The following is a 26,190-nucleotide window of genomic DNA, read 5'->3' as shown; positions in this document are numbered from 1 at the left end:
AGCAAAAAAGGCCGCGCGGCAAGCGGGAAAAGCCCCGCCTGTGCGAATGCGGCCTTTGCGTTGACTTAATGGTTGCTGCTGCTGTTGCCGCGGCGGGAATAGCCGCCGTGTTTGCTTTCCAGCGTCTTTTTCAAATCAGACATTTTTTCGTCACTGGTCTGTTTGAAGTGGGACATCATATCTTCAAAATCCGCAGAGTCATTGCGGCGCGGCTGCCACTCAAAGTTTCCGGGGCGGTGCTGCTGCGGCTCGGGCGGGCGGCGGTGCTGTGGGCGGTGCTGCTGCGGCCGCCCGCCCTGCTGTGGGCGGCGGCCGTTTGCCTGGCCCTGACCTAGATTCTGCCCCTCTACCTGCTTCATAGAAAGGCTGATCTTATTATTCTCACCGATATTCAGAATCTTCACTTTAACCGTCTGACCCACCGTAACAAAGTCCTTAATCTCGCGCACAAATGTGGGCGCGACCTCAGAAATATGGACCATACCGGTTTGGCCGGTAGGAAGCTCGACAAATGCACCAAAGCTGGTGATGCCGGTTACTTTACCTTCCACAACAGTACCTACCTCAAGCTGCATAAAACTCTTTGTTCCTCCTTAATGATTTGACTGCCCCGCGGTCAATCTCCGCCCGGGCAGATGAAAATCCTCTCTCCTGCTTTGGCCATGTTCAGACTTTCGCGGGCAACACGGGCAATATACTCACTGCTGGCGCCCTGGTCGGCCAACTCGTGGCGAACGTCGCTGTTTTTGATTTCCTGTACCTGAATTTCCGACTGAATGCTCTGCAGCTTGGCTTTCTGGCTGCGTATCTGCATCTGCTGACTGACAACGGCCACGAGCATATACACACAAAACATTGCCAGTGCCACCCCCAGCAGCAGACTGTGCTTTTTGTGCGGCTTTTTTTGTGTGCTTGTTTTGCGCATGCGGCTTCACCACCCCGTGTCCTGCAAAAGTTCTGCGCCTTGCGGCTTTTTTTGCATTTTTTTTATTATACACGAATCTGCCGGCGGATTTCAAGGCATATTTTACCCAAAGTGTTACTTTTCTAACAATATTCGCCGCAGCCAGCAGGCCTTTTTGCGCCAGGCGCCCCAAACGGCAGACAAAACGTCCCAGCGGCCGCAGGATCCAGCGCACCACGGCGTGCAGAATGATACCGGCGACAAAAGAAAGCAGGCGGCCGGCCGTTTCATAAACGGCCCAAAAGCCAAGGGCCGCGCCAAACAGCAGAAAAGCGCGCACTTCACCCCAGTAAACGCCTAATGCCGCCAGTTTGATGCTTACCGCACACAAAATGCCGAAAGCGGCCTCTAAAACAATGCTGAAGGCGCCTTTTTCACGCATCTGCGCACGCACAGCCCGCAAAAAGCACCATACCACGGCCAGTGCAGCACCCAGCACAGCAAAGACAAAAAACGCAAGTGCATTCTGGCCGCTGGAAGCATCCATTACCGAAACAGGCGCGACAGAGCACCGCCGCGCTTTTCATCGCCCACATAGGCCATGGAAGCGACCGCGCCGACCAGGGTCAGTTCGCCTGTTTCTACATTCAGTTTCTCTATCTGCAGCCCCTCGCCGCGCACCACCAGCTGCCCCAGCGATGTGTAAACCACCACGGTCTGCTCATCAAAGCTATCTACATTTGAAACACCCGTCGCACGCAGCTGGTGCCGATTGTCCAGTGTAAGAACATGCGGCGCTTTTGCAGCAGCGGCCTTTGGGTCCCGCTTTTCCTCGTACATGGTGCATACACCTCCCGCTTATACAGCAAGGTATATGCAAAGCGGGGCACGGCTATTCTTCCAGCACGCGGTACATATCGGCCGCGCTGTCTTTTGTGGCATACTCATTTACGCTGATTACTTTGGCTTTCATCGTTCGGCTGCCCAGCGTAATTTCCAGGATATCGCCCTCTTTGACATCATAAGAAGCACGTGCCGGGCGGCCGTTTGCCAGCACCCGCCCAGCGTCGCAGGCTTCGTTTGCTACAGTGCGCCGCTTAATAATACGGGAAACCTTTAAAAATTTATCCAGTCTCATATATCTGCATTTCCTTTCCTGTAGGAATTTTCAGTGCCCTTTATGTTTTTTCAGCTGTTTTTGTCTGTGCAAAGAAAAACGGCGCTGTTTTTCGGCCTCTTTCTGTGCGCGCGTTTTCTCTTTTCGGGCTTCTTTCCCCTGTTGCTGCTGCAGCTTGAGCGCCTGCTGTGCTTTGGTGCCGACACCGTGCTGCTGCAGCTGACCGGCCGCCTCCCGCTGCATTCGTTTTGGATTCTGCCTCTTTTCGGCAAAATTTTCAGCAGGTAAAACTGCGCTGTACTGCAGGCGGTTATTTTGGCATACCACTTTTTGATATACCTGAAAGTCCTTTGGCTCTGTACCAAAAGTGACCTTGCAGACAGCATAACCTGAACTGCTGTTGCGCTCACAGACACCCACCCAAAAAGGGGCCTCAAAAAACACGGTCAAACGCGAAACGATTTTTTCCATGGAACAGTCCTCCTTAATGCTAACCCTGCAGAGAGCGGACAACCAAGGAGGCAGGTTACTGACGGCTGTCTGCCGCGCCCGGACTACCAACCGGGACTGTGTTTTTCTCTCTGCTGTTTTCATAATGCGAATGCCCAGCACCGCCGAAAATAAAAAGGCAGCTTTGCCGTTACTACCGGTAAGCTGCCGCATCCGCTTTGTTTTGCTTATTTATTCACAGCGTCCTTAAAGGCCTTGCCTGCTTTAAAAGCCGGCGCCTTGGAAGCAGGAATTTCGATTGTGCTGTTGGTGCGCGGGTCGCGGCCCTGGCGGGCACTGCGGCTGCGGCACTCAAAAGTACCGAAACCTACCAGCTGCACCTTTTCTTCACTTGCAACAGCCTCTACAATTGCGTTAATTACGGCATTTACGACATTTTCAGTATCTTTTTTGGATACGGCAGCCTTTTCGGCAGCCATGTTGATGAGTTCAGTTTTATTCATCGCTGTTTTTTCCTCCGTTTGTGGTTTCCTTGTTTGCTGCAGGCACTGCATCTGGGGCCGTATGAGAAGACTCCCATTCTGCAAATTCCTCAATATAGGATTCCGTCGCCTGCTGCAGCGCCTGTTCTGGTTCCAGCCCGGCAGCGCGCACCGCGCGCACGGCCTGCAGCAGCAGCTCCCCGCCCTTTTGCGGGTCGGCTGGCTGTGGATTCTGCTCGGGCGGGTAACCCGCCTGCTGTGCCTTTTTCTGCACCTTTGCCGCGCGCATCAGAGCGGGCAGCGCCGGTGAAACACTGCGCAAAACATCGGTCTTGCTCTGCTGGTGTTTGGTCTCTTTTTTAATGGCGTCCCAGTTCTGCAAAAGCTCTGACATATCTTTCACCTGCACAGTGCCAAAAACGTGCGGGTGGCGCTCTATCATTTTTTTTGCAGTACCGTCTACAATATCTTCAAACGAAAAGCGCCCGGCCTCTTGCTCTAACTGACAATGAAACAGCACCTGAAACAAAACGTCGCCCAGCTCCTCACACAGCAGCGTACTGTTTTCGGTATCGATGGCCTCGACCGCCTCATACGTTTCCTCAATAAAATTATTGCGGATAGAATGGTGGTTCTGGGCACGGTCCCACGGGCAGCCGCCCGGTGCACGCAGAATCTGCAAAATATGGCGCAGGTCTTCTAAAGTATACCGTTCTTTCGGCTGAAAATCCACCCTGAGGCCCCCTTTTCGTCCGACTTGGTCAGGACATTTGTTATTCTACACGATATGTGCTTTTTTTTCAAGGCTTTTGGCAAACTTCTCCTGCCGCAGTGCTGAAAGGTCTTCCCGCGTAAGCAGACCAGCGGGAAAAGCGCTTGCAATATACACAAAAACCGCCGCTGCCACTGCACACAGAACACCCGCCCAAAGCGGCAGCCTCCCCGACAACAGCCGCCAGCAGAGCTTTGCCGCAGCAGCGCAGAGCCCGCCTGTCAGCAGGGCTCTGCCCAAATACGAGAAGACGTGCAGTTTGATTTTTACAACACGGTGCAGCGCAGCCAGGGATGCGGCCAAAATCAAAAAGTAGCACACCAATGTGCCAAAAGCTGCACCCATTACCTGAAAGCGCGGGTCGCCTACCAGAAAGTAATTGAGAATGCTTTTGACTGCCAGACCCGCAAACAGAAATTTAACCGGCAAGTCCACTCGGCCAACCGCCTGCAGCATGCTCTGCACCGGCGTACAGAGTGCAGAAAAGATTGCCGCAATACCCAGCACAGACAGAATATGACCGGTAATCTGGGGTGCGTTGCGCGCACCAAACAGCAGCCTGCAAAGCGGCTCTCCTAGTACCGAAAGGCCGAGGCCCATGGGGAACGTCACTACGGCCGAAAGCCGCAGGACAGTATGCACACATCTCTGCAGCCTTTCCCGTGATCCGCCTGCCCATGCGGCAGTCACACTTGGCAGGGCGCTCATGGCAAAAGCCTGTGTAACTGTCGGTACCAGCATAAACAGCGTATTCGCATTGGTATAACAGCCGTACAGAAAAGACGGCACGCTCTGCATACGGATAACCTCCGGCGGCAGCAGCGAACCGTATATGCCTAAAAGGGCCGCCGGTGCCTGCTGCATTAGATCATCCAGGCGGCGGTTCAGCAGCATTGCGTCGACCAAGGTGGAAAGGTTCACCGCCAGCGAACCCAGAGCAATGGGCACCGCTGTACGCAGCAGCTCCCGCCGCAGTACCCCTGCCCGAGGAGGCAGCGGTGCCCGGCAGAGCTCTTTTTCACTCAGTCCGTCTCCATTTTTTCGATGATAAAAGTACAGGAAGAAAAACGCCAGCACGCTGCCAATCGTCACGCCAAAAACGGCTCCCGCCGCACAGGCCGGCAGCGCCGCCAGCCGCGCATATTCCTGCGACGGCTGCACAGTTCCCCAGACCGTTCCATTCTTTGCGTACTCGCGTGCTGCAGCAGCTGCTGTACCGGCACAAAAGCCCAGACCAAAGACCAGCCGACCGGCTGCCTCTATCATCTGTGAAACCGCCGTCGGTATCATATTGCGCAGGCCCTCGTACAGGCCGCGGTAAACCGAAATCAAGCTGCAGAAAAAGGCGCAGGGCGCCAATGCCCACACCGCAGGCAGCACCGTTTGCGGCCCGGTGCGCACAGCAAGGCGCGCATACGGCAGAGAGAGCGCCATCATCAGGGCAAATGCACACAGACCAATCACCGCAAACAGCTGCATCGAAACTTTTTGCAGCAGGCGAATATCCCGGTACCTGCCCTGCGCGCAGCGTGCACTCACCATGCGTGCCACAGCGGTCGGAAAACCCGCCGCCGCCAAACTGTATATGGGAAAATACAGCGAATACGCACTGCCAAAATAAGCGCTGCCTACCGGCGTTAAGATCCAGCTCAGCGGAATCTTAAACAGCGCACCCAGCACCTTTACAACCGCCACGGCGCCTACCAGCACCGCCGCCCCTTTCAGAAAGCTCTGGCTCTTTCGCTTCACTGTACACACTTCCGTTTCTCCTGTTTTTTCATTTCTATGTGCAGACACATAGAAATATCCGCGGAGAACGGTCACCCGAAAGCAAAGCTTTCCTTGATTTTGGCAGGAGACAAAAAATATTTTACAGAAACCAAAAGATACTTTACGGCAGCATTGGCAGCAAAGCAGCAATCAGACGCTGCAGGTCGTGGCCGCGTGCATTGGCAGTGCAAATAACTTCATCGCTGCTCAGGGGCTGGTCCAGAACGCCTGCAGCCATATTTGTAATCATCGAAAAACCGAGTACCTGCAGCCCGCAGTGTGCGGCAGCAATCGCTTCCGGCACAGTGGACATACCTACGGCGTCTGCGCCCAATGTGCGGAACATGCGAATTTCCGCCGGCGTTTCATAGCTTGGGCCGGTCGTTGCTAGATAAACGCCCTGTTTCAGCGGAATACCGCAGACATCGGCAGCTTTCAGTGCCAGCTTCTGCAGTGCCGGCGTATAGATATGGCTCATATCCGGAAAGCGCGGGCCGATTTTTTCATCGTTTGGTCCAATCAGTGGGTTGGTCCCCAAAAAATTGATGTGATCGGTCAGCAGCATCAGGTCGCCTGCCTGAAAATTTAAATTGACGCCACCGGAAGCGTTTGTCAAAATCAGCGTTTTTATTCCCAGTGCTTTCATTACACGCACTGGAAAGACAATGTTCTCCATGGTGTAGCCCTCGTAGTAGTGAAGGCGCCCTTGCATACACACCACTGGCACAGCGCCGATCTTGCCCAAAAGCAGCTGGCCGGCATGTCCCGGCGCAGTGGAAGGCACAAAGCCCGGCAGCTGACAATAAGGCAGTACACACGGCTTTTCGACACTGTCGGCAAGGCCGCCCAGGCCGGAACCCAAAACAACACCCACCGTGGGCACAATATCTGTTTTTGCTCTGACTGCCGCTGCGGCGGCACGGATTTTATCCTGCATGTTTTCCTCCTGTATGGTCCGTTTTTACGGCGGCAGGACCAGGCACTGCCGCCTCTGCTGTGTTTCAGTATAGAAGATTTCACTGCTGGATGCAAGAAGTGCCACGTGTTCTTAATTTATGCAAAAAAGTGTTACAAACCATTCATAACTCATTCAATCATAAGTCACAACCTACCCGTATACTAAATTTGTTCAAGGGACACAAGCCGAACTGCGGACTTGCCAGCCGCAGGGTGTTCCGGAACATTCAGTTTGTTTTCATAAAGATTTCTCCTCTCTCTTAGTAAAAAGGCGCAGGTATACAAACCTGCGCCTTTTTGCGGTCTGTATCCTATTTTCATTTTGGCCGCACAGTTCAAAAGAAATCTTCCGCCACTGTGTTGTTGGAAAACGGAACAGCAAAAGGCGGGCACTGCCAGCTTACCTGACAGCGCCCGCCTATTTATTTTTTTATTTGCAGACAAGCACACAAACTGCCGCTTTTAGGAAAAACGCGCTTCCTCCGGCACCGGCTCTACACGGTCGACACGGTCTGCACCGCCAACCAACTTGTGGCGCGGCTGTCGTGTTTCACTGGGCACAATATGAATGCGCTGTGTATCCTTATTTTCTCCTACTTTAAGCCGGTCTGGGCGGTCTGGTCTGGTTACAAACATCGCGGGTACCTCCTTCAAAATTCTTCCATTTCTTTTTTGTATGTGCCTATCATAACAGACCCTTAAAGGAAGGTAAACCCCTGCTGGCGTATTCCGAAATAGATTTTGTTTTTCGGCCCACTCACTTTTTTTAGCATACCTAATTTTTCTTAAACTTGTAAAAAAGAAGCTGTATGTGCAGATACAGCTGTCAGAATGGTGTTTCGCTTAATAAAGAAAAGCAAAAAGGCGCTCATGCCTTTTTTTTCATTGGGCAGAGCGTCCTGCAGACTAAGCAGCATTTATATTTTTAAGATACCAGTATGGCATGACTCAGGACTTGCCGGCCTCAAGGCGGCAGTGGTTCTTTCCCTCTTTTTCCTGCAGCATGCGCTCGCGGTACTCCGCAACCGCCGCAAAAAGAACGTCACTGGAAGAATTAAGTGCTGTCTCGCAGGCATCTTGAATGACACCGACAATAAACCCAACACCGACTACCTGCATGGCAATATCGTTGGAAATGCCAAAGATCGAGCACGCCAGCGGAATCATCATCAAAGACCCGCCGGCAACCCCAGAGGCCCCGCAGGCCGCTAAGGTAGACAGCGCACACAGCACCAGCGCCATAGGGATATTGACGGGAATGCCCAGGGTATGCACCGCTGCCAGTGACATAACCGTAATTGTAACTGCCGCACCATTCATATTGATGGTGGCGCCCAGCGGAATGGAAACGGAATACATATCTTTGTCAAGCCCTAGTTTTTCACACAGCGCCATATTGATTGGAATATTTGCCGCAGAGCTACGCGTAAAGAAAGCGGGAATGCCGCTCTCTTTTAGGCACTGAAAAACCAGCGGATATGGATTACGCTTCAGGCAGATGGTGACAATCAACGGATTGGTGCCGAGCGCTACTACAACCATGCAGCCCACCAAAACCGCAATCAGTTTTCCGTATGTAACAAAGATACTGAGCCCGCTTGTTGAAACCGAATGATAGATAAGACCCATAATTCCAAATGGCGCAAAGCTGATAATCCACTGCACAACTTTGGAAACCGCATCTGAAAGATCTGCCAAAGCGGCCTTTGTTCCCTGTGAAGCACCGCGCAGCGCCAAACCAAAGAGCAGCGCCCACATGAGAATGCCAATATAGTTACCCTTTGCCAAAGAACCGACAGGGTTGGCGAAAATGTTCTGCAGCAGCGTGGAGAAGACCTCCCCTATGCCGCTGGGCGCCGCGCTTGCGGCTTTTGCCTTTGTAAACGTCAGGGTAATGGGAAACGAAAAACTTGCGAGAACTGCCACGGTCGCAGACACCAGTGTGCTCAGCAGATACAAAAAGATGACCATTGCAAATTTATGGCCAAACTTTCCCTGCGCCTGTGCAATGGAGCCTGTCACCAGCACAAAAACCAAAATAGGCGCAATGGCCTTGAGCGCATCAACAAAGACTGTGCCAAAAGTCGTAATCCAGCCGGCTTTTGGAAATGCCAGCGCCAAAACGAAACCGACGGCGAGCCCCCCAAGAATCCTTGCAATCAGATTAATGCTGTTCCACTTTTTAAAAATTCCTTTCAATTTTTTCACCTTGTTTAATGTGTATTAAAAGCATCTGTTGCATTCCAAGGCTTGTACAAATGCAGTTTGCCATGTCAAACCAAGCGTGGCACGGCTGCTGCTCTTTTCACAGGAACAGAATGCGCCGGGTGTTTTTTCTCTTCTTTAGGCCGCGTGGACCGCGTTTGAACAGGTAATATAGATATTTCTATTGAAAATTATTACATTTCTTCTATATATACCTATTATATCAGACCTAAAGGAAAAGATAAACCCCCGGCGGCAAAATTCCGCAGCATCTTCTGTTTTTCGGCTTATTTTTTTCTCTTTATTTTGTAATTTCTGCTGCAGACTCTGTAAAAGCACAGCGAGCAGGGTTTGCATACATTTTTGTATAAAATTCATACGAAAAGAATTTTTACTCTTTTAGATAGGTATCTATCATCTGCTGTGTCACGCCGCCGTTTCGGATAATATCACGGTAAAAATAGGCGCTGCGCCGCACAGTGCGCTTTTGTGTTTTAAAGTCGCAGTCAATCAGGCCAAAGGCAGCGGTTTCGCCCTCTGCCCACTCAAAGTTATCCATCAGCGACCAGTAGTAATAGCGCTCTACCGGCAGGCCGCTGTCGGCCACCTGCCGCAGATGATCATACAGGAAGCGGCAGCGCTGTTTGTCTTCGCGGTCGGCAATTCCGTTTTCGGTAATCCAAATCGGCGCACACAGCCGGCGGTACCGCTTACGCATTAAAAAGCCAAGCCCCTCTGGGTAGATTTCCCACCCAAGGTCATTGACCGGCTTGCCTGGGCAGACGCCGATGTGTTTGCCGTCTATCCACAGGCGCGTATAGTAGTTGATGCCGATATAATCATAAAAGCGGCTGTCACCAAAGGGCGCGCCCCCACCCAGCGGGGAAAGCAGCCGGCCGGTGTACATAGCCATAGTCAGGCCCTGGAAAAGGTACTCCATACCGTTTGCCAGCGGATGGTCCTGCGGGTGGGCCGGCGTAAAGACCCGCAGATGCTCGGTAAAGCTGACCATTGTGCGCCCCGGAAAATGGCGTTCTTCACGAATGCGGTGAATCCGGCGGTATGCGGCCAAGTGGCAGTAGACCAGGTTGCGCATTACACGAATAGAAGTGGCCGGGTTGTGCTTCGCCGGTGGCCACAGTGCCAAAAAGTAACTGAGCGTCACATAGACATTTGGTTCATTTAAAGTAACATAGTCGCTGACTAAGTCACCGATTGACTCCACAACATAGGTGACATACCGCAGAAAGATTTGGGGACTGTCTTTGCGCACAAAGCCGCCCTCTTTTTCAAACCAGCTTGGGTTTGAAAAATGGTGCAGTGTAACCAGTACCTTGACGCCCTTTTTCCGCAGGTCTAAAATTTCGTCGCGGTAATGCTGCATAGCCTTATGGCAGAAATAGCCCGGGGCTGGCTCTATGCGGCTCCACTCCAGCCCCATGCGGTAGACCTGCAGACCCAGCTTTTGAATCAGCTGGTTGTCTTCGCGCCAGCGCTGCCAGTGCTGATTCGCGTTTTTCGGGCTGGAGTGGTCTTTCATGCGGCCGGGCATATCTGCCCAGTCGTACCAGCTGTTTCTGGTAGGGCTGCCCTCGATTTGTGTTGCCGAAGTAGAGCAGCCGAGCAGGACCCCCTTTAATGAAAATGGTGTATCCACAAATTTCCCTCCTGTGCGGGCGCCCGCAGCCGCAGTTTTCTGCCACAAACGGCCCCGCTTGCATTCTATTCCTATTTTACGCTGCAGCACTGAAAATTGCAACTTTCGCGCCGCGCTGCAGTTGCCGCACATCTTGCTGTATGCTATAATATTCAGCAAGTATGAGCTGTAGGAAAGGGCTATGAAACGACATGAATATTTTGATTATCGACGGCCAGGGCGGCGGCATTGGCCGTCAGCTGGTCACTGCTCTAAAAAATGCGCTGCCACAGGCTGCTGTGCGTGCAGTAGGCACCAACAGCGCCGCAACCGCTGCCATGCGCAAAGCCGGCGCTGACAGCACCGCGACCGGCGAAAATGCGGTGCGGGTCGCCTGCCGAAAAGCCGACGTGATTGCCGGCCCCATCGGTATTGTGATTGCGGACGCGCTCTGCGGCGAAATTACACCGAAAATGGCAAAGGCAGTCGGCCAAAGCACGGCGGTGCGTGTGCTGATTCCGGTAAATCACTGTGACAACCTGATTGCCGGCATTGGCGATCTTTCCATCACCCGCCTTGTACAAGAAGCTGTACATGAAATTGAAAAACTTGCATAAGTTATCTTGACTTTTTTGTCTCATTATCGTACAATATGTGCGGTGCTTCAGGAAGAAGCCCGGGCTTTCTGCAGAAAGCCGAACGCTGCAGACACCGCAGACACAGGACTGCCCGATGTACACAAATCATTACATCTTTTTTGAAAATAAATTAAGAAAATAATAAATAATAAATTAAAGAAAATGAAATTGCCATGCAGGTGATTGGTCCCCTGAAAGGGACCGCATCTTCATGGCATTTTTTTGACGGGGCGTATCAGAAAACATGGCAGCAGTCAGTGGAAAAGACATCAGCTTCACTTATGAAAGCGAAAGCACCGTACAGCAGGCCTTAAGCGAAGTTTCCCTTGCCATACAGCAGGGCGAGCTGGCAGCCATTCTCGGCGCAAACGGCAGCGGAAAATCCACGCTGGTTAAGCTGCTCAACGCCCTGCTGCCGCTGCAGCAGGGTACACTGACCGTGGCGGGCATTGATGTGCGCGAGGAAAGCAGAATTTGGCAGCTGCGGCGGCGGTGCGGCATGGTCTTTCAAAACCCCGACAACCAGTTCGTTTCTTCCGTAGTAAAAGAAGATATTGCCTTTGGGCTGGAAAATTACGAGGTCCCGCGCAGGGAGATTCCCGAAAAAGTGCGCACAGCCCTGCAGATGGTCGGCATGGAGGGGTTTGAAGAGCGCGCGCCGCATGCACTTTCGGGCGGACAAAAACAGCGCATTGCGCTGGCGGGTGTGCTGGCGCTGGACCCGGATATCTTGATTTTAGACGAGGCGACCGCCATGCTTGACCCGCAGGGCCGCCGTGAGGTACTGGAAACCGTGCAGCGCCTGCATGAAAAAGCACACAAAACCATTTTGATGATTTCCCATTATATTGAAGAAGCCATATTTGCAGACCGGGTGTTTTTGATGAAGCACGGGCATATCTTGGCAAGCGGCACACCGCGAGAAATTTTAACCGACCAAAAGCAGATGGCTGCCGCCGGACTGGTTCCACCAGTTCCGGTACGGCTGTATTACGATTTGCACAAACGCGGCATTCGCCTTTCGCACTGCCCGCTGACAAATGAAGAGCTGGTGAAAGAAATATGCCGATTGCGCTAAACCACGTTTCCTATGAATATCTGCCCGGTACGCCGCAGCATGTGGCGGCGCTGCAGGATATCAGCCTAAACATTGCAGACGGCGAATATATCGGCATTATGGGACGCACCGGCTGCGGTAAGACCACTCTGATTCAGCTGGCAGCGGGGCTGCTGGTCCCAACGGGCGGTCAGATCTTTCTGGACGGAAAAGATATCAACTCAAAGCACTACGACCGCAAGATTTTGCGGCGCAGCGTCGGGGTGGTGTTTCAGTACCCCGAATATCAGCTGTTTGAAACCACTGTGGAAAAAGACGTCGCTTTCGGTCTAAAACACGCTGGTTTGAGCCGCACAGAACGACAACAGCGCGTACAGAATGCACTGGAAACCATGGGGTTCTCTTTCGAGGCCATCCGTTCACAGTCTCCGCTGGCTCTTTCGGGCGGCGAAAAGCGGCGGGTTGCTATCGCCGGCGTGCTGGCAATGCAGCCGAAGATTCTTATTTTTGACGAACCAACCGCTGGGCTGGACCCACTTGGCCGCGCAGCGTTTTTGCGCCTGACCCAAAAGCTGAACCAAAAAGGCATAACGATTCTAATGATTTCGCACACGGCTGATGACTTTGGCGAATATGCCCGGCGCATGCTGGTACTGGACAGCGGCAGAGTCGTTTTAGACGGCAGCACCAAAGAAGTTTTTTCCGATATTCCGCGGCTGCAGAAAATGCGCTTAGAGGTCAGCACGCCTCGCCTGCTGGCAGGAATGCTCGCCGCAAAGGACATGCCGCTCTCACAGGATATTGTAAAGTATGATGAACTGATTTCTGCGCTGACAGCGCAGTTAAAGGGAGGCGCTGAATCATGAAGTGTATGCCTGCCGGACAATTTATACCCGGCAGCTCCATCATTCACCGGCTGGACGCCCGGGCAAAGCTGCTGTGCTTTTTCGCCCTATTGGCCGCTGTTGTAGCTACTTCACAGGTATGGGGATATGTGTGTATTTTCTGCGTCATTGCAGCTATTTTGCTGCTGGCGTGGCTGCCGGTGTCTATTTCCCTCACTTCCGTGCGACAGCTGTGGGCTTTCTTTATTGTCATCTTCTGCATGAATGCCCTGTTTTTTGACGCGGCGCATCCGCTGTGGTCGTGGTGGATTTTTCGGCCGTCTGCTGAGGGAATGGTGCAGGGCGCCAGTGTTGCCCTGCGGGTAGCTCTGGTGCTGCTTCTAAGCAATGCGCTCACCTGCACCACGGCGCCAATGGATATTACCAGCGCACTGGAAAGCCTGATGAAGCCCTTACAGCTTCTGCGCGTTCCAGTAGAGGAAATTGCCATGATTATCAGTGCGGCAATCCAGTTTATCCCCACCCTTGCAGAAGAAACCGAGCAGATTCGCAAAGCACAGACTGCGCGCGGTGCCCGCTTTGAAAGCAAAAAGCTGACAGAAAAAGCTGCCAGTATACTGCCACTGGTGATTCCGATTTTCCTTTCAGCGTTTCGCCGGGCAGATGAGCTTTCCCTCGCCATGGAGGCGCGCGGCTACCGCAGTGCGCGCTACCGCACGAAAAAGGAAACCCACCCGCTGCACCGCCCAGACTTTGCTGCACTGGCAGCAAGCGGAGCCGTCTGTTTTCTGCAATTCTGTATTCTTGGATAAATTCAATCGTTTATGTTTATATTTATATTTTAATTAAATTGTTATAGTATTACATTACAGAACAGAGAGAGGATTTTTATAATGGTAAAAATGTCTAATGTCAAGCGTTCCATGATTACGGCGGTGTGCATTGCACTGTGTGTCGTGCTGCCAATGGCTTTTCACTCCATCCAAAACGGCGGCAGTATCTTCTGCCCCATGCATATTCCGGTGCTGCTGTGCGGGCTAATCTGCGGCGCGCCTTTCGGTGTGCTGTGCGGCATTGCGGGGCCTGTGCTTTCGAGCCTGCTTACCGGCATGCCGCCTGTCCCCTACCTGCCCAGCATGATTGTTGAGCTTGCCTGCTATGGCCTGATTGCCGGGCTGATGATGCGCACGGTACATACGAAAAAGGTTTACGCTGATCTCTACATCAGCCTTGTCACCGCCATGCTCGGCGGCCGTATCATCGCCGGCATTACCAAAGCGCTAATTTTTGCTGCCGGCAAATACTCCATAGCAGCGTGGGCCAGCGGCTATTTTGCCACTGCCATGCCCGGCATTGTCATTCAGCTTGCGCTGATTCCGACCATTGTTTTTGCCCTGGAAAAAGCGCGGCTGATTCCTGCCCGCTACCCGAAAGCTGCATCAGTGCCGGCAAAGGCTTCTAACTAATTCGTATTTCTGCCGCTCGTGCATTTTATGCAGGGGCGGCATTCTTGCGTTTTATTTTAAAAAGGAAAGAGAATTTTATGGATAAGCAAACTGTCATACAATTTTTTAATAAAATGGCTCCGCAATGGGACACGCATACCATACACGACGACAGCGTCATCGGCAAGATTCTGGACCACGCCGGCATAATAACCGGTACGCGCGTACTAGATATCGGCTGCGGCACCGGTGTACTGTTTCCCGATTACCTGGCACGCGGCGTCAAGTCCGTCACTGGGGTCGACATTTCACCGGCTATGGTTGCCGCAGCAAAAGCAAAATTTTCCGATCCACGTATCACCCTTTTGCTGGCAGATGCCGAAACGCTCCATTTCCCCGGGGCCTTTGACTGCTGCGTCATCTATAATGCTCTGCCGCATTTTCCGGACCCAAAGCGCTTGATAGAGCACCTGAGCCTGCAGCTCAAACCCGGCGGCCGGCTGACCGTAGCCCACGGCGCAAGCCGTGATGCAATCAATCACCGCCACCGCGCCATCAACGCCGAGCTGATTTCCCATGAACTGCCGCCTGCCCAAGGACTGGCAAAGCTCTTCGCGCCGGCGATAACTGTGGATACGGTCATTTCCAATGAAAAGACCTATATTGTTTCCGGCACAACTGCAAAATAAAGAAGGTGCACGAAATTGAAAATTACAGAATTTGAGACCTGCCTGCTGCAGCAAGCAGCGCTGCACCCCGCTCTGCAGCCGCAGGATACCGTAAAGCTTTGCTACCAAGCCGCCTTTGGCGGGGAACATCTGCTAAAAGACTTACCCGCAGCAGAGACCTATTTCAGACAGGAATTTTCGGTGGTGCCCAAAAGCAAAGAAGTGCTTTTCGAGCCGCTCTCTGCAGATGTCTGCCGAATAAATCTTGCCGCGTGGAAAGCGCATGCTCTGCCGCCGGAATGGCTTTTTCAAATTTTCCGCTGTTCTTCTGTATCCCATCCAAAAGCAGAGACCCTTTTTGAGCAGAATCTTTCCGCTGCCAAAGCACTTGCCGCCGCGGGAAATCTACCCTTTTCCCCAGCGGATTTTGAACAATACCTAAAACAGTACCGGGCTGCGGGGCCCTGCCGCCCGATTCACCACAGTGAGATTTACCGTCAGGCAGAGCATCCTGCCTACCGCGTGGCAGGCAGGCCCTTTGTGCGGCTGTTCCCGCTGCTCGAAAAGATAGCTGCTCTGCCGCCGAAAACGGGGGCGCAAGTTATTACGCTGGACGGGCGCTCTGCCTCTGGCAAAACAACCGCCGCGGCTCAGCTGGAAAGTGTCATTTGTGCTGCTGCAATTCACATGGATGACTTTTTCCTGCCGCCCTCCCTGCGCACCGAAAAGCGTTTTGCAGAGCCTGGTGGAAACGTGCACTACGAACGCTTCTGCCAGGAAGTGCTGCCGCACCTAGGCAAGGACAGCGCTTTCTCGTACCAAATTTTTGACTGCGGAAAGATGGCACTTTCCGGCATGCGTCAAGTGCCAAAAAGCCACTGGCAAATTGTGGAAGGCGCCTACAGCTGCCACCCGGCCTTCGGCAAATACGCCGACTTGCGGGCTTTTTCCGATATTGACCCCCAAAAGCAGTTGCAGCGTATCTGCAGACGAAACGGCGCAGAAAGCGCCAAAGTCTTTGCCTCCCGCTGGATTCCGCTGGAAGAGCGCTACTTTTCTGCTTTTCATATTCGTGAAGCGGCGGACATTGTATTTTAGATTTTGCTTCGCCGCAGGGTGCTGCCACAGATTTCGGCAGCATTTTCTTTTCTGCCGGCAACTTTACCTTTTTCTCATTCCGTGGTATAGTATTATGTGTTTATGCTGGAAGGAGTAACGAGATGAAAAAGAAACTGAAGCGATGGGCTTGTGCCGCTTTCGCAGCGCTGCTGGTCGTAACCTCTGCCATTGTTCCCGGACAGGCTGCTGCCCTGGACCCCGGCTTTATTCCGCAGAGCAATGCTCTGGAACTGGTCAGCCTGGACTCTGGCGACACCATATATGCCAAAAACGCAGATACAAAAATTTATCAAGCATCTACCACAAAGATCATGACGTTCATTGTCGCATCAGAATTGATTCGCGACCCGCAGAATACCAATACGGTTATTTCTGCAGATGTACAGAAGCAGATTCCCGACCGCTCGTTTGTCACTGTGCAGCTGGCAGTGGGCGAAAAAATTTCTGCACTGAATCTGATGTACTGTATGCTGATTCCCTCGGGAAACGATGCGGCTATTGCACTGGCAGAAACCGCCAGCGGCAACACCACGCAGTTTGTACAGCTGATGAATAAAAAAGCAAAAGCACTTGGCTGTACAAATACAAACTACACGAATGTTTTTGGTAACTACGACAAAGACCACTACACAACGGTAAAGGATATGGAAAAGATTTATCGGTACGCTTATTCGCTGCCGCTTTTCCGTAAAATTACATCCTGTACCTCGTACACAGTGCCGGCGACCAACTATACCGCAGCGCGCAAGCTGGTGCCCTCAAATAAACTGCTGGTAAAGGGCGACAGCTACTACTATGCCGCCTGTACCGGCGGCAAGACAGGCACCTCTGACCAGGCGGGCTACTGTCTTGCCTCGACTGCATCAAAAGATGGCACCAATTACCTGTGCATTGCCATGGGTGCGCCCTGTGTAAAAGACGGCAAGAAAGTGATCTCTAACGGCGCTTTTGATGATTCGCGGCAGCTCTACAACTGGGCGTTTACGAGCCTGAAAAAACAGAGTGTACTGTCAAAGACAAAGTCTGTTGCCAATGTTACAGTTCTGCAGGCAAAGAGCAAGAATCAGCAGCTTGCCGTACTCCCGATAAAAGATTACAGTGCAATGCTACCCACAGACAGCGCCAAAGTAACCACCAAACTTTCGCTGCCAAAGAGTATAACTGCCCCCGTAAAAGCTGGGCAGAAGATCGGCACTGCAACCGTATATTACGGCAGCAACGCGCTGACAACCATTGACCTGGTAGCTTCGGAAGAAGTTCCGCTGCACATTCCGTTTTACCGGCAGCTCTGGTTTAAAATTGTGCTGATTGCCGTCGCAGCCGCCATTGTCGTGCTGCTCATTCTTTTGCTGATCCGTACGTTGCGCAGCCGCCACCGCGGCGGCCCGAGCCGCTACAGTCAAAGCAGATGGAACCGCCGCAACCGCTACGCCAATGTAAAACATCGCGGCAGGCGCCGGGCAAAGCCAAAAAAATACCGCCCCTATCGCTAGACTTTTTAAGCGGTGCGCATTTTTGCGCACCGCTTTTTGCCGCTTTGCTGAGCTTTTGTATCCAGTAAAACAAACCTTTTTTACAATAATAAAGAAGCACTTCATGGGAATCCCCACAGAGTGCTCCTTTGCTGCTGCCGCTTATTTTTGCTCTGCCAACCGAAAAGCAGAGACAACTACTATAAATTTTATAATTGGGATAAGATTAAAATGCCCAGCCGCCATCGCGGAAAATCGGCACTTCTTCGCCATCTGCCGTAATACCGGTAATAGAAAGGTCTGGTGTGCCCAGCATGAAATCGACATGCACACTGGAGTCATTGATGCCCCGCTTTAAAAGCTCCTCCTTGGAAATAGAGAGGCCGTCTTTTACGCACTCGGGGAAACCCATGCCCATGGCAAAGTGGCAGGAAGCATTCTCATCAAACAAAGTGTTGTAAAATAAAATACCCATTTCGGAAATCGGAGACTGCTTGGGGATAAGCGCGCACTCACCCAGCATCTTTGCGCCGTCGTCTGCCGCGACAATTTCTTTGAGTGTCTCTTCCCCTTTTGCTGCAGAGCAGCTTACCACACGGCCATTTTCATAGGTCAGGCTGAAATCTTCAATCAGCACACCCTGGTAGCTGAGCGGCAGCGCACTGTGCACAGTGCCGTTTGTACGGGTACGATCGGGGCTGCAGAAGATTTCTTCTGTCGGCATATTGGGAAAATAGAAAACACCGCTGAGCGTTTCTGATCCGCCGCCCTGCCAAACATGGTTTTTGGGCAGACCCAGAGTAATATTTGTACCACTTTCATTATGGTACTCTAATTTATCAAACTGCTTTTCATTCAAAAATGCGCAGCGCTTCTCAAAGCTTCTGCGATGCTCCTGCCATGCAGCGACCGGGTCGGGGGTATCAACCCGCACCGCATGAAAAATAGCTTTCCACAGTTTATCCATCGCCATAACTGTAGAGCAATCCGGGAAAACGCGCTTGGCCCAAGCAGGAGAAGCCGAACCAACAATGCACCAAACATTGCGGCCAAAATCCATTCCGTCGTAAAATGCCTTTGCGCCCAAATGGGCCGCCTTGCTGTAAGCAAGCAATTTTTTAGAATCCACACCGGAAAGGGCCTGCGGGTCAGAGCTTAAAATAGAGAGAATTGCCGCGCCGCGCTCGGCCATCCCATTTTGCAGCTCCGCACGCCACTTTGGAAAGTTTTCAAAGCACTCCATCGGCGAATTTTCATAGCGCAGACGAGTCAGCTGATCGTCGCTCCACTCAACAGTCACTTCTTTAGCACCCGCGCGGTAGGCCTCTTTTGCGACCAGCCGCACCAACGGCGCCGCCTGCAGGGACGCACTAATAAACAGCTCCTGCCCTGGCTTTAAGTTACAGCCCGCGCAAACAATGAGGTGGGCATATTTTTTCATATCTTCTTGTAAATTCATTCTGATACCTCGCAATCAGTCTGCCAACGTACCCATCGGGTCCCACGGCTGCAGATGAATCGGCTCGGCTGTCAAAGCCTGCTGCTGCTTTTCCGAAAGATACTTTTTCTCAATGACTGCCTGGTAGACAAAATTATCAAACCAATCAGCACTCATCTGGTAATAGCCCTTGTCGCCGTGTTTGTCGCTCCAGCTGTTTTCAATCTTCCACTTTGATGCTTTGCCGTTTTCATCCAGGCTGACACCGGTAATCAGCATGGCGTGGTTCATAGCACTCTCACGGTAATCCAGGCGATCGGCCTTGCTCATAGAGAAGTCCATGCCAAACGTGTTGTTGAGGTCTATGTAGGCAGTGTTCCACAGGCCGCGCTCGCGGTCGCCGCGGTGGCCAACATCGCTGCCAAACCACACCAGCTGGCCATCTTTCAGCTGGCGCACAATCAGCTCTTCCATTTCGTCCATGGGAAGATTTAGGTAATGCACTGGGCTGCCGTCGGCGACATTTCCCAGGTAATCTACGGTATAGGTACGGTAAAAAGGCTTGTCTTTTGTAGGTGAATTGATAATGCTGACGTAATCGCCACGCAGGTCAAGGCCAACATAGGTGCTGTAAAACTGCTTTGGTGTAAGGCTGTGCACCATGTGATACTGTTTGTCTTTATCGGCATACTCAAAATCAAAGGTCTTTGGCGGCTCGCCAAAGCACATGCACAGGAAACGATACATTTCAGCCAGCATTTCGGGCTTCAGGGCATGCGGGTCTTTGCCAGCCGCAGCGGCAGCTCGCAGTTTTGCGGTGTACTGGCGCAGCTTGGTATTCAGCAGCTTATTCATATCGGCAGTATTGCTGCTCTGGTAGGTTTCGCCCATGGCCGACTTTGGCACAACGCCGTACTTCTCGACCAGATTCACTAGCATGTCCCACTGGCCGCCGTCCGCTACACCGGTCTGCAGCACAAAGGTCAGCAGGCGGTCTTCGACCGAGCGGTCCGCAAGAGAAATAACGCTTTCCAGATAGTAATTGATTTTTTCAAATTTGTCCCAGAAAGAAATGTAATTCTGAGAAAGCTCAAATTTTTCAAGATTGCATTTTTTCGCAACCTGCTCACGCAGCAGATTGAGTGCGGAAAAAATCCAGCAGCGGCCGCTGCGCATCTGGTCGGTTACTTCCATGGTAGGGATCTCTACCGAATACTGAAACTGCGTACCCTGCAGGGCATCGCCGCAGTAGGCAAGATCTTTTACGCCGTTGTGGTACAGTGCATTTGCCATGGCACGGCACAAAGTGCTCTTTTCAAAAGACTGACGGTAAGCCTCTGTTTCCTTTTCAGAAATACCATTCATTTTCATTAATTCAGGTTCCTTTCGTCTATTTAAAATAGAAAGCTCTATTAAAAAGCACCAAAAAACACATGATTTCGTCGTTTTGGCTTATCTAGTATAGCACAGGCACCGTATGTTTGCAATTTTTGGCCGCTGCTGCTAAAATGATACGAAAGAAGGTGGAAAGCGTGGAATCAGCCGCAGCTCTAGCGGAAAAAGAAAATGCCTTTGTCTATCTGCTGCAGTGTGCCGATGGCACCCTGTACGCTGGCTGGACCAACGACCTTGCCCACCGCGTAAAGGCACACCAAACCGGAAAAGGTGCCCGCTACACGCGCGCCCGACTGCCGGTAAAGCTGGTCTACTGGGAACGTTTGCCCTCAAAAAGTGCCGCCCTAAAGCGTGAAGCCGCGCTGAAAAAGCTCTCTCGGCAGGAAAAGCTGCAGCTGATTGCCCACAGCAGACTTACCCCGCCGGCTGTTTGATTTGGCAAAAACAAGGGCGTAAAAAATTAAATTTTCGTAAATGGCATAAAAAAGCTTGCTTTTTTGTATTGTTTGTTTCATAATAGAATACAGAACGCAACGGTGCGCGCCCTTTTTGGGCTGCGCGCCGTTTTTTATTAAGTCAGACGGAAGCGCTGCATTTTCTCCGCCGCACACCGATTTTGTTTAACAAAGTGAGATGATTTCGTTTGGATAAAATTGACGCTGCTCTTTTGGAAAGCCTGCAGGAAGACGCCCGGGTACCAATTAAGGCACTGACCAAAAAGGTCTTTCTTTCTGCACCGGCTATTTCCGCAAGAATCGAAAAATTAGAGAATCAGGGAATCATTCAGGGCTATCGCGCCCAGCTGGACCCTATTAAACTTGGGTATCATATTAAAGCCTTTATCAACCTGCAGATGACTCCAAACCAAAAATCAGAGTTTTACCCCTTTATCCGCCAGTGCCGCAATGTGCTGGAATGTGACTGCGTGACCGGTGCCTACTCTATGCTTATCAAAGTTGCATACCCCAGCACCTCAGAACTGGACACCTTCATCGGCCAGCTGCAGCATTTTGGTGCGACCTCTACACAAATTGTGTTCTCGACTCCGGTAGAGGCGCGTGGTGTCGTGGTGAACACCGAACTTGCCGGAAATTAAGGAAATTGAAGTACATAAAGAAAGCAAAAAGTAGCGCATGTTCTGTACAGGGAGCTCCCTGCTGCAAAAACATGCGCTTCTTTTTTTAGTCAATCACAAGATCAGAAAGGCTGCGTTTCGGTACGTAATGCACGTCATTTTCGTCGCGATAATAGCTGGTACTGCCATTCTTGACATCGGTCAACACAATGGTTTCGTCGGGTTTGCCAATGGCGACTACCAGCATCGGAACAAGGTTTGCCTTTAGCTGCAAAGCATCTGTCATTTCTTTGGGACTAAAGTTATTGATCATGCAGCCGCCAAGGCCTTTTTCGGTAGCCGCCAGCAGCATGGTCTGGGCAACGATTCCCACATCTTTCTGGTAGCGCTCCAAAGAGGGATCCACGTTTGTGTCCTGACAAATCACAATAAAAGCAGGCGGGCAGTGGCCCGGGTGTGGCAACTGCATCGGCTGTAGTGCACGTGCCCAATGGGTGAGCGGCTGAATCTTCGCCGTCTGCTCCGGCGTACAGGCTAAGTAATACCGCAGCGGCTGCCGGTTTACACTCGACGGGGTCAGCCGGGCACAGTCTACCAGCTGCAGCAGTTCTTCTCTGGAAACTTTGCGGCTTTCGTCATAGCCACGCCAGCTTCTGCTTTTTTCCACCAAGTCACGAATCATCCTGCATTCCTCCTATATAAAAAATCACCATGTCAAATGTTCATCATGACAAATGCGCTGCACGGCAAATTTGCCCTGCACCAGTGCTGTGTGCATTCCGGCGTGCGGCCCCAGCCACTGGCCAGCCAAAAGCAAGTGGTCAAGCCCTGGCAGGCGGCCAGTAAAAGCTGCCGGTTTTGCCTGTGCAGTCGGAATAAATGCCGTGCATGAGCCCTGGTACACATTGCTCTGCCGGGCATAGTCGATGGGGGTGCGGCAGCTGAGAAAGACTGCCTGCCCCAGCATTTCAGGAAAATATTTTTCGAGCTCCTGCTGTACACTGGCCGCAATTCCGTCGATTTCCGTCTGGTATGCCCGGGGCTTCTGCGCAAGCGATTCCCAGTAGCGAAAAGCCTGCCGGCCCGGCATGGGAATATCCACTGCCAAAACCGTGCGGCCGCTGTGCACAAACGTAGGGTCATCGGCAAACTGTGTCATCGTCAGCCGGTCAATTCCCTCGCCAGCCGCAGGAATCACGCCGGTCTCAAAGGAAAATGTGCGTGCCAGCGGCACTGTCTGCACTGGAACAGAAAAGAAAAGGCGCACAAGCGAATTCGTTGTATACTTTTCAGGTGCACAGTACCGCGCCTGCAGCTTCTTTTCCAAACCATAGCGGTCCTGCAGCAGTACCCGGCAGGTATATGCCGGGTCACACGCCGCAATAACCCAGTGGGTCAGCAGATGTTCGCCGCCCACCAGCGCTACACCGCGCGCGGCGCGGTTTGCAGCAATAATTTCCTTAACAGGCGCATTCAGCTGCAGTTCCCCGTCATTGGCAAGGTAACAGTCGACCATGCGCTGTATAATACCGGCAGAGCCGCCCACCGGCACCGCAAGTTCACCGGAAAGGAACTTGGCATAGTATAAAACAAGCTGCGCTAAAGTGCTGCCGGCCGGCATTACCTGCTGAAACGCACAGGAAAGCGCCGGATGATGCAGCTGCTCTGAAAAATCAGCCAGAGAAACAGTCTGCAGCCGTGCCAGCAGTTTGCCAGCCTCCCCCGCTGAACCCGTTCGAAAAGTTCTAAACGGCGGCAGCAAATCTGCCGGGCACTCTGCAGGCAGTTCGTATGCCTGTACTGTCTGCACTTCACTGCAAAAGCGCCGAATGGTTTCCGCATCTTCCGGGCTGATCTCTGCCGCATCCTGCTCAAAAGCCTCTATATCCTGACCAAAATTTACGGAAGTGCCGGAACTCTCCAGTGTAAAGAAACTGTCTGGTGTGACAAACAAGGTGCTGCCCAAAGCGCCGGTTTCACACCAGCAGCGGTACAGCGGCGTGCCTTCCTTAGTGCCCGCCAAAAAGCGTATAGCAGGCTCTACCGGAACCCCTGCATTGAGAAAGCCCATGCAGGCCCCGCCCGGTTTTGAGTTTTTTTCATAAATGGTTGTACGAAATCCATGCAGCTGTGCATAAATGCCGGCAGAAAGACCGGCAATGCCACCACCGATAATGGCTATCCGTTTTTGTCCTCTCAACAGGCCGCCTCCCTCTGCTGCTAAATCTTTTACTGTGAATGGTTACGAAAGCATTTTTTCAGCAGCCGCAGAGATTTCTTTCATTTTTTTCGGAATATTGATATGCTGCGGGCAGTGCTCGGCACAGCGGCCACAGCCAACGCAAGCCGATGCGCGCTGGGTATCATCCAGTGACTCATAGGCTTTCATAAACTCTACTTCCTGGTGCGAAACAGAAAACTGATTATACATTTTAAATATCTCTGGAATAGATACGCCGGAAGGACACTCCATACAGTAGCGGCAGCCGGTGCAGGGAATGGTCAGGTACTGCCGGTAAAGCTGAACTGCCTGCGACAGCGCATCGCGCTCTTTGCCACTCAGCGGCTGAAAATGCAGCATAGTCTGCACGTTGTCTTTTACCTGCTCTGCAGTGCTCATACCGCTCAGCACGGTCATAACCCCTGGCTGAGAGGCCGCAAAACGAATGGCCCACGAGGCAAGGCTTGCCTGCGGCTCGGCTGTTTTCAGCACCTTTTCTGCATCCGGGCAAAGGGTGGCCAGGGAACCGCCGCGCACCGGCTCCATCACAACAACCGGAATACCGTGCTGTGCCAAAAGCTCATACTGCCCCTTGGCGTCCTGCGCCTGCCAGTCAAAATAATTCAACTGAATCTGCGCGAAGTCCCAGTCGTACACTGAAAGAATCTCTTTGAGAACCGCAGGAGAGTCATGAAACGAAAACCCGAGCCGGCGGATTTTCCCCTCTGCTTTTTTCTGCTTTAAGTACGAGAGAATATGAAATCTTTTAAAGTTTTCCCATACACGAGCATCCAGCCCGTGGCACAGGTAAAAATCAAAGTAATCGACTCCGCAGCGCACCAGCTGTGTCTGAAACGTTTCGTCTACCTGAGACTCATCCGTCATATTCCACGCGGGCATTTTGTCGGCCAAAAAATAGCTTTCGCGCGGATATTTACTGAGCGCCTGCCCGATAAATGCCTCGGAAAGGCCATCATGGTACATAAAGGCGGTATCAAAATAATTGACCCCGTTTCGGTAAGCGTAATCGATCATTTTCTGCGCAAGCACCTTATCAATCTGCGGCTGATCGGGCTTCAGGCGCGGCAGGCGCATACAGCCAAACCCCAGCAGAGAAGGTTTGGCGTCCGTGTTGCGATATCCTCTGGAAATCATTCCGGTTCCTCCGTTTTCTCAATAAACTATATTGGGCTTTTCGCCAGCTGTGCAATTTGCTTTTTGTACAGGCGGCATTATAATAAAAGAAAGAATTGTAATAGAAACTGGATGCGATAAAACATGAATGAAACAGTCTGCGGACGCTTTGCACCGACCCCAAGCGGCCGTATGCACTTGGGCAACGTACTGTGTGCCCTGCTCGCGTGGCTTTCAGCGCGCGCACAAGGCGGCCGCTTTGTACTGCGGATAGAAGATTTAGACGCCATGCGCTGTCCCCGCAGCTACGCAAAGCTGCTGGAAGACGACCTGCTTTGGCTTGGCATAGATTGGGACGAGGGCGGCAGTAAAGGCGGGCCGCACGGGCCCTATTACCAGAGCGAATGCGCGCCACTGTACGAAAAGGCCCTGCAGAAACTGAAGCAGCAGGGGCTGCTCTATCCCTGCTTTTGCTCGCGGGCGCAGCTGCACGCAGCCAGTGCACCACATCTTTCCGACGGACAGGTCATTTACAGTGGCCGGTGCCGCTCCCTTTCGGCAGAAGATGTAAAGCGGCTGTCAAAAAAGCGTTCCCCTGCTGTTCGGCTGCGGGTCCCCGACGAAACAGTTTCCTTTACAGATGGCCGTCTGGGCCTGCACCGTGAAAACCTCGCACGGGAATGCGGGGACTTTTTGGTGCGCCGCTCTGACGGCGTCTTTGCCTATCAGCTGGCAGTCGTTGTCGACGACAGCCGCATGGGGGTCACCGAAGTGGTGCGTGGGCAGGACCTGCTCTCTTCAACCGCGCGGCAGCTGTATCTTTACTGGCTTTTAAACGATCCGGCACCCCTTTACCGGCACATTCCCATGCTGCTTGCACCGGACGGCCGCCGCCTTTCCAAACGCGACCACGACCTCAGCCTGCAGTCCCTGCGGCAAGACCTGCCGGATGCCCGGCCATTAGTGGGGCTCTTGGCATACCTGTGCGGACAGCTGCCCGCGCCGCGTCCGCTGACGCCACGGGAACTGCTACCACTGTTTTCCTGGGACAAAGTGCCCAAAGAAGACATTCGCGTACCGAAAGCATGGTATGAAGCACCGCTGCAGCAGTGGGATTCCACTCTGCCGCGGCAGGCCAGCCGACGCTAGTACTCTGTTTTCACTTCTTCAGCAGCCAGACCGTACATCTGCAGAAAGCGTTCCTTGTCGGCGGGGCTGCGCAGCAGCAAAACGCCCTCAAATTTGCCCGTCTGCAGATTGCGAAAGCCCGCGACCCGCTCACCGGTACAGATTGAGGCCCGAATGACTGGGCGCTGCTTTGTGCGGTCAAAAGGCAGGGGCTGCTTTGGCTTTTTCCGTCCAAACATTCAGCGCACCTCTTTTTTGCAGA

General features: G+C 52.5%; 30 protein-coding genes. 12 read left to right on the top strand and 18 right to left on the bottom strand.

Annotated features, from left to right (window positions below; translation table 11 throughout):
• Nucleotides 1–65: 65 nt before the first annotated feature.
• Both LKE53_01925 and LKE53_01920 read right to left on the bottom strand, forming a co-directional pair.
• Nucleotides 66–575 carry a S1 RNA-binding domain-containing protein gene (locus LKE53_01925; protein MCH3971522.1) on the bottom strand — a complete coding sequence of 170 codons (510 nt, stop codon included), beginning with the start codon at nt 573–575 and terminating at the stop codon, nt 66–68.
• A gap of 41 nt (nt 576–616) precedes the next feature.
• A complete protein-coding gene (locus LKE53_01920) occupies nt 617–925 on the bottom strand; it encodes a septum formation initiator family protein (GenBank protein ID MCH3971521.1) in 309 nt (102 codons plus the stop codon).
• A 154-nt stretch (nt 926–1,079) separates the two neighbouring features.
• Between LKE53_01920 and LKE53_01915 the strand changes: the two genes are divergently transcribed.
• Nucleotides 1,080–1,265, top strand: a complete 186-nt coding sequence (locus LKE53_01915; GenBank protein ID MCH3971520.1) for a hypothetical protein — start codon at nt 1,080–1,082, stop codon at nt 1,263–1,265.
• 185 nt (nt 1,266–1,450) lie between these two features.
• Here LKE53_01915 and yabP read toward each other — a convergent pair whose 3' ends face one another.
• The 10 genes from yabP to LKE53_01865 all read right to left on the bottom strand — a co-directional run bounded on the left by yabP (nt 1,451) and on the right by LKE53_01865 (nt 10,314).
• Complete coding sequence (gene yabP, locus LKE53_01910) at nt 1,451–1,744, bottom strand: sporulation protein YabP (GenBank protein ID MCH3971519.1); 294 nt, start codon at nt 1,742–1,744, stop codon at nt 1,451–1,453.
• 52 nt (nt 1,745–1,796) lie between these two features.
• Nucleotides 1,797–2,042 carry an RNA-binding S4 domain-containing protein gene (locus tag LKE53_01905; protein MCH3971518.1) on the bottom strand — a complete coding sequence of 82 codons (246 nt, stop codon included), beginning with the start codon at nt 2,040–2,042 and terminating at the stop codon, nt 1,797–1,799.
• A gap of 30 nt (nt 2,043–2,072) precedes the next feature.
• Complete coding sequence (locus tag LKE53_01900; GenBank protein ID MCH3971517.1) at nt 2,073–2,492, bottom strand: YjdF family protein; 420 nt, start codon at nt 2,490–2,492, stop codon at nt 2,073–2,075.
• Nucleotides 2,493–2,698: 206 nt separating this feature from the next.
• Nucleotides 2,699–2,974, bottom strand: a complete 276-nt coding sequence (locus LKE53_01895; protein MCH3971516.1) for an HU family DNA-binding protein — start codon at nt 2,972–2,974, stop codon at nt 2,699–2,701.
• The gene (locus LKE53_01890; GenBank protein MCH3971515.1) at nt 2,967–3,686 is read right to left on the bottom strand and encodes a MazG family protein; all 720 of its coding nucleotides are present in this window, start codon (nt 3,684–3,686) and stop codon (nt 2,967–2,969) included. The genes LKE53_01895 and LKE53_01890 overlap by 8 nt, the downstream gene beginning before the upstream one ends.
• 45 nt (nt 3,687–3,731) lie before the next feature.
• Entirely contained in the window at nt 3,732–5,483 is a 1,752-nt protein-coding gene (locus LKE53_01885; GenBank protein ID MCH3971514.1) for a polysaccharide biosynthesis C-terminal domain-containing protein, read from the bottom strand.
• Between the two features lie 133 nt (nt 5,484–5,616).
• Nucleotides 5,617–6,432, bottom strand: a complete 816-nt coding sequence (locus LKE53_01880; protein MCH3971513.1) for a purine-nucleoside phosphorylase — start codon at nt 6,430–6,432, stop codon at nt 5,617–5,619.
• 482 nt (nt 6,433–6,914) lie between these two features.
• On the bottom strand, nt 6,915–7,088 hold the full coding sequence (locus LKE53_01875) for a hypothetical protein (GenBank protein MCH3971512.1): 174 nt from the start codon (nt 7,086–7,088) through the stop codon (nt 6,915–6,917).
• Between the two features lie 312 nt (nt 7,089–7,400).
• Nucleotides 7,401–8,651 (bottom strand): serine/threonine transporter SstT, encoded by a 1,251-nt coding sequence (gene sstT, locus LKE53_01870; protein MCH3971511.1) that lies wholly within the window; start codon nt 8,649–8,651, stop codon nt 7,401–7,403.
• A gap of 397 nt (nt 8,652–9,048) precedes the next feature.
• Entirely contained in the window at nt 9,049–10,314 is a 1,266-nt protein-coding gene (locus LKE53_01865) for a family 1 glycosylhydrolase (protein MCH3971510.1), read from the bottom strand.
• 191 nt (nt 10,315–10,505) lie between these two features.
• Between LKE53_01865 and LKE53_01860 the strand changes: the two genes are divergently transcribed.
• From LKE53_01860 to LKE53_01825, 8 genes are all read left to right on the top strand, one after another.
• Nucleotides 10,506–10,910 (top strand): DUF3842 family protein, encoded by a 405-nt coding sequence (locus LKE53_01860; GenBank protein ID MCH3971509.1) that lies wholly within the window; start codon nt 10,506–10,508, stop codon nt 10,908–10,910.
• A gap of 265 nt (nt 10,911–11,175) precedes the next feature.
• Nucleotides 11,176–12,009, top strand: coding sequence for an energy-coupling factor transporter ATPase (locus LKE53_01855; protein ID MCH3971508.1), 834 nt, complete (start codon nt 11,176–11,178; stop codon nt 12,007–12,009).
• A complete protein-coding gene (locus LKE53_01850; protein ID MCH3971507.1) occupies nt 11,994–12,854 on the top strand; it encodes an ATP-binding cassette domain-containing protein in 861 nt (286 codons plus the stop codon). Before LKE53_01855 ends, LKE53_01850 begins: the two co-directional genes overlap by 16 nt.
• Nucleotides 12,851–13,645 carry an energy-coupling factor transporter transmembrane protein EcfT gene (locus LKE53_01845; protein MCH3971506.1) on the top strand — a complete coding sequence of 265 codons (795 nt, stop codon included), beginning with the start codon at nt 12,851–12,853 and terminating at the stop codon, nt 13,643–13,645. The genes LKE53_01850 and LKE53_01845 overlap by 4 nt, the downstream gene beginning before the upstream one ends.
• A gap of 81 nt (nt 13,646–13,726) precedes the next feature.
• On the top strand, nt 13,727–14,299 hold the full coding sequence (locus tag LKE53_01840; GenBank protein MCH3971505.1) for an ECF transporter S component: 573 nt from the start codon (nt 13,727–13,729) through the stop codon (nt 14,297–14,299).
• Nucleotides 14,300–14,412: 113 nt separating this feature from the next.
• Complete coding sequence (locus tag LKE53_01835) at nt 14,413–14,967, top strand: class I SAM-dependent methyltransferase (GenBank protein MCH3971504.1); 555 nt, start codon at nt 14,413–14,415, stop codon at nt 14,965–14,967.
• A 15-nt stretch (nt 14,968–14,982) separates the two neighbouring features.
• Entirely contained in the window at nt 14,983–16,044 is a 1,062-nt protein-coding gene (locus LKE53_01830; GenBank protein ID MCH3971503.1) for a hypothetical protein, read from the top strand.
• A 122-nt stretch (nt 16,045–16,166) separates the two neighbouring features.
• Complete coding sequence (locus LKE53_01825; protein ID MCH3971502.1) at nt 16,167–17,558, top strand: D-alanyl-D-alanine carboxypeptidase; 1,392 nt, start codon at nt 16,167–16,169, stop codon at nt 17,556–17,558.
• Nucleotides 17,559–17,763: 205 nt separating this feature from the next.
• Here the strand turns inward: LKE53_01825 and LKE53_01820 are convergent, their stop codons facing one another.
• Both LKE53_01820 and LKE53_01815 read right to left on the bottom strand, forming a co-directional pair.
• On the bottom strand, nt 17,764–18,996 hold the full coding sequence (locus tag LKE53_01820) for an aminopeptidase (GenBank protein MCH3971501.1): 1,233 nt from the start codon (nt 18,994–18,996) through the stop codon (nt 17,764–17,766).
• A 15-nt stretch (nt 18,997–19,011) separates the two neighbouring features.
• Nucleotides 19,012–20,346, bottom strand: coding sequence for a C1 family peptidase (locus LKE53_01815; protein MCH3971500.1), 1,335 nt, complete (start codon nt 20,344–20,346; stop codon nt 19,012–19,014).
• A 161-nt stretch (nt 20,347–20,507) separates the two neighbouring features.
• Between LKE53_01815 and LKE53_01810 the strand changes: the two genes are divergently transcribed.
• Complete coding sequence (locus LKE53_01810; protein MCH3971499.1) at nt 20,508–20,804, top strand: GIY-YIG nuclease family protein; 297 nt, start codon at nt 20,508–20,510, stop codon at nt 20,802–20,804.
• 209 nt (nt 20,805–21,013) lie between these two features.
• Nucleotides 21,014–21,466 (top strand): Lrp/AsnC family transcriptional regulator, encoded by a 453-nt coding sequence (locus LKE53_01805; GenBank protein ID MCH3971498.1) that lies wholly within the window; start codon nt 21,014–21,016, stop codon nt 21,464–21,466.
• Nucleotides 21,467–21,551: 85 nt separating this feature from the next.
• On the opposite strand, the gene LKE53_01800 is transcribed toward LKE53_01805, so the two are convergent.
• From LKE53_01800 to LKE53_01790, 3 genes are read right to left on the bottom strand one after another with little or no spacing between them, the layout of a single operon-like run.
• Nucleotides 21,552–22,127, bottom strand: a complete 576-nt coding sequence (locus LKE53_01800; protein MCH3971497.1) for a nitroreductase family protein — start codon at nt 22,125–22,127, stop codon at nt 21,552–21,554.
• 24 nt (nt 22,128–22,151) lie between these two features.
• Nucleotides 22,152–23,645 (bottom strand): FAD-dependent oxidoreductase, encoded by a 1,494-nt coding sequence (locus LKE53_01795; GenBank protein MCH3971496.1) that lies wholly within the window; start codon nt 23,643–23,645, stop codon nt 22,152–22,154.
• A 42-nt stretch (nt 23,646–23,687) separates the two neighbouring features.
• A complete protein-coding gene (locus tag LKE53_01790; protein ID MCH3971495.1) occupies nt 23,688–24,821 on the bottom strand; it encodes an aldo/keto reductase in 1,134 nt (377 codons plus the stop codon).
• Between the two features lie 123 nt (nt 24,822–24,944).
• Here LKE53_01790 and gluQRS point away from each other — a divergent pair, with 123 nt between their 5' ends.
• A complete protein-coding gene (gene gluQRS / locus LKE53_01785; protein MCH3971494.1) occupies nt 24,945–25,949 on the top strand; it encodes a tRNA glutamyl-Q(34) synthetase GluQRS in 1,005 nt (334 codons plus the stop codon).
• Here gluQRS and LKE53_01780 read toward each other — a convergent pair.
• Nucleotides 25,946–26,167 (bottom strand): aspartate dehydrogenase, encoded by a 222-nt coding sequence (locus LKE53_01780; protein ID MCH3971493.1) that lies wholly within the window; start codon nt 26,165–26,167, stop codon nt 25,946–25,948. The genes gluQRS and LKE53_01780 overlap by 4 nt on opposite strands.
• Between the last annotated feature and the right edge of the window lie 23 nt (nt 26,168–26,190).

The organism is Oscillospiraceae bacterium, assembly GCA_022483045.1.
GTDB lineage: Bacteria > Bacillota > Clostridia > Oscillospirales > Acutalibacteraceae > Caproicibacterium.
Note: the sequence above shows the minus strand (reverse complement) of the source record. Positions and strands in the feature narration are given on the sequence as shown.

Excerpts from the sequence above, each read along its gene's own strand:
- LKE53_01925 (MCH3971522.1), bottom strand. The coding sequence starts at position 575 with ATGCAGCTTGAGGTAGGTACTGTTGTGGAAGGTAAAGTAACCGGCATC.
- LKE53_01920 (MCH3971521.1), bottom strand. The coding sequence starts at position 925 with ATGCGCAAAACAAGCACACAAAAAAAGCCGCACAAAAAGCACAGTCTG.
- yabP (MCH3971519.1), bottom strand. The coding sequence starts at position 1,744 with ATGTACGAGGAAAAGCGGGACCCAAAGGCCGCTGCTGCAAAAGCGCCG.
- LKE53_01905 (MCH3971518.1), bottom strand. The coding sequence starts at position 2,042 with ATGAGACTGGATAAATTTTTAAAGGTTTCCCGTATTATTAAGCGGCGC.
- LKE53_01900 (MCH3971517.1), bottom strand. The coding sequence starts at position 2,492 with ATGGAAAAAATCGTTTCGCGTTTGACCGTGTTTTTTGAGGCCCCTTTT.
- LKE53_01895 (MCH3971516.1), bottom strand. The coding sequence starts at position 2,974 with ATGAATAAAACTGAACTCATCAACATGGCTGCCGAAAAGGCTGCCGTA.
- LKE53_01880 (MCH3971513.1), bottom strand. The coding sequence starts at position 6,432 with ATGCAGGATAAAATCCGTGCCGCCGCAGCGGCAGTCAGAGCAAAAACA.
- LKE53_01875 (MCH3971512.1), bottom strand. The coding sequence starts at position 7,088 with ATGTTTGTAACCAGACCAGACCGCCCAGACCGGCTTAAAGTAGGAGAA.
- LKE53_01860 (MCH3971509.1), top strand. The coding sequence starts at position 10,506 with ATGAATATTTTGATTATCGACGGCCAGGGCGGCGGCATTGGCCGTCAG.
- LKE53_01855 (MCH3971508.1), top strand. The coding sequence starts at position 11,176 with ATGGCAGCAGTCAGTGGAAAAGACATCAGCTTCACTTATGAAAGCGAA.
- LKE53_01850 (MCH3971507.1), top strand. The coding sequence starts at position 11,994 with ATGCCGATTGCGCTAAACCACGTTTCCTATGAATATCTGCCCGGTACG.
- LKE53_01845 (MCH3971506.1), top strand. The coding sequence starts at position 12,851 with ATGAAGTGTATGCCTGCCGGACAATTTATACCCGGCAGCTCCATCATT.
- LKE53_01840 (MCH3971505.1), top strand. The coding sequence starts at position 13,727 with ATGGTAAAAATGTCTAATGTCAAGCGTTCCATGATTACGGCGGTGTGC.
- LKE53_01835 (MCH3971504.1), top strand. The coding sequence starts at position 14,413 with ATGGCTCCGCAATGGGACACGCATACCATACACGACGACAGCGTCATC.
- LKE53_01825 (MCH3971502.1), top strand. The coding sequence starts at position 16,167 with ATGAAAAAGAAACTGAAGCGATGGGCTTGTGCCGCTTTCGCAGCGCTG.
- LKE53_01820 (MCH3971501.1), bottom strand. The coding sequence starts at position 18,996 with ATGAATTTACAAGAAGATATGAAAAAATATGCCCACCTCATTGTTTGC.
- LKE53_01815 (MCH3971500.1), bottom strand. The coding sequence starts at position 20,346 with ATGAAAATGAATGGTATTTCTGAAAAGGAAACAGAGGCTTACCGTCAG.
- LKE53_01800 (MCH3971497.1), bottom strand. The coding sequence starts at position 22,127 with ATGATTCGTGACTTGGTGGAAAAAAGCAGAAGCTGGCGTGGCTATGAC.
- LKE53_01790 (MCH3971495.1), bottom strand. The coding sequence starts at position 24,821 with ATGATTTCCAGAGGATATCGCAACACGGACGCCAAACCTTCTCTGCTG.
- gluQRS (MCH3971494.1), top strand. The coding sequence starts at position 24,945 with ATGAATGAAACAGTCTGCGGACGCTTTGCACCGACCCCAAGCGGCCGT.
- LKE53_01780 (MCH3971493.1), bottom strand. The coding sequence starts at position 26,167 with ATGTTTGGACGGAAAAAGCCAAAGCAGCCCCTGCCTTTTGACCGCACA.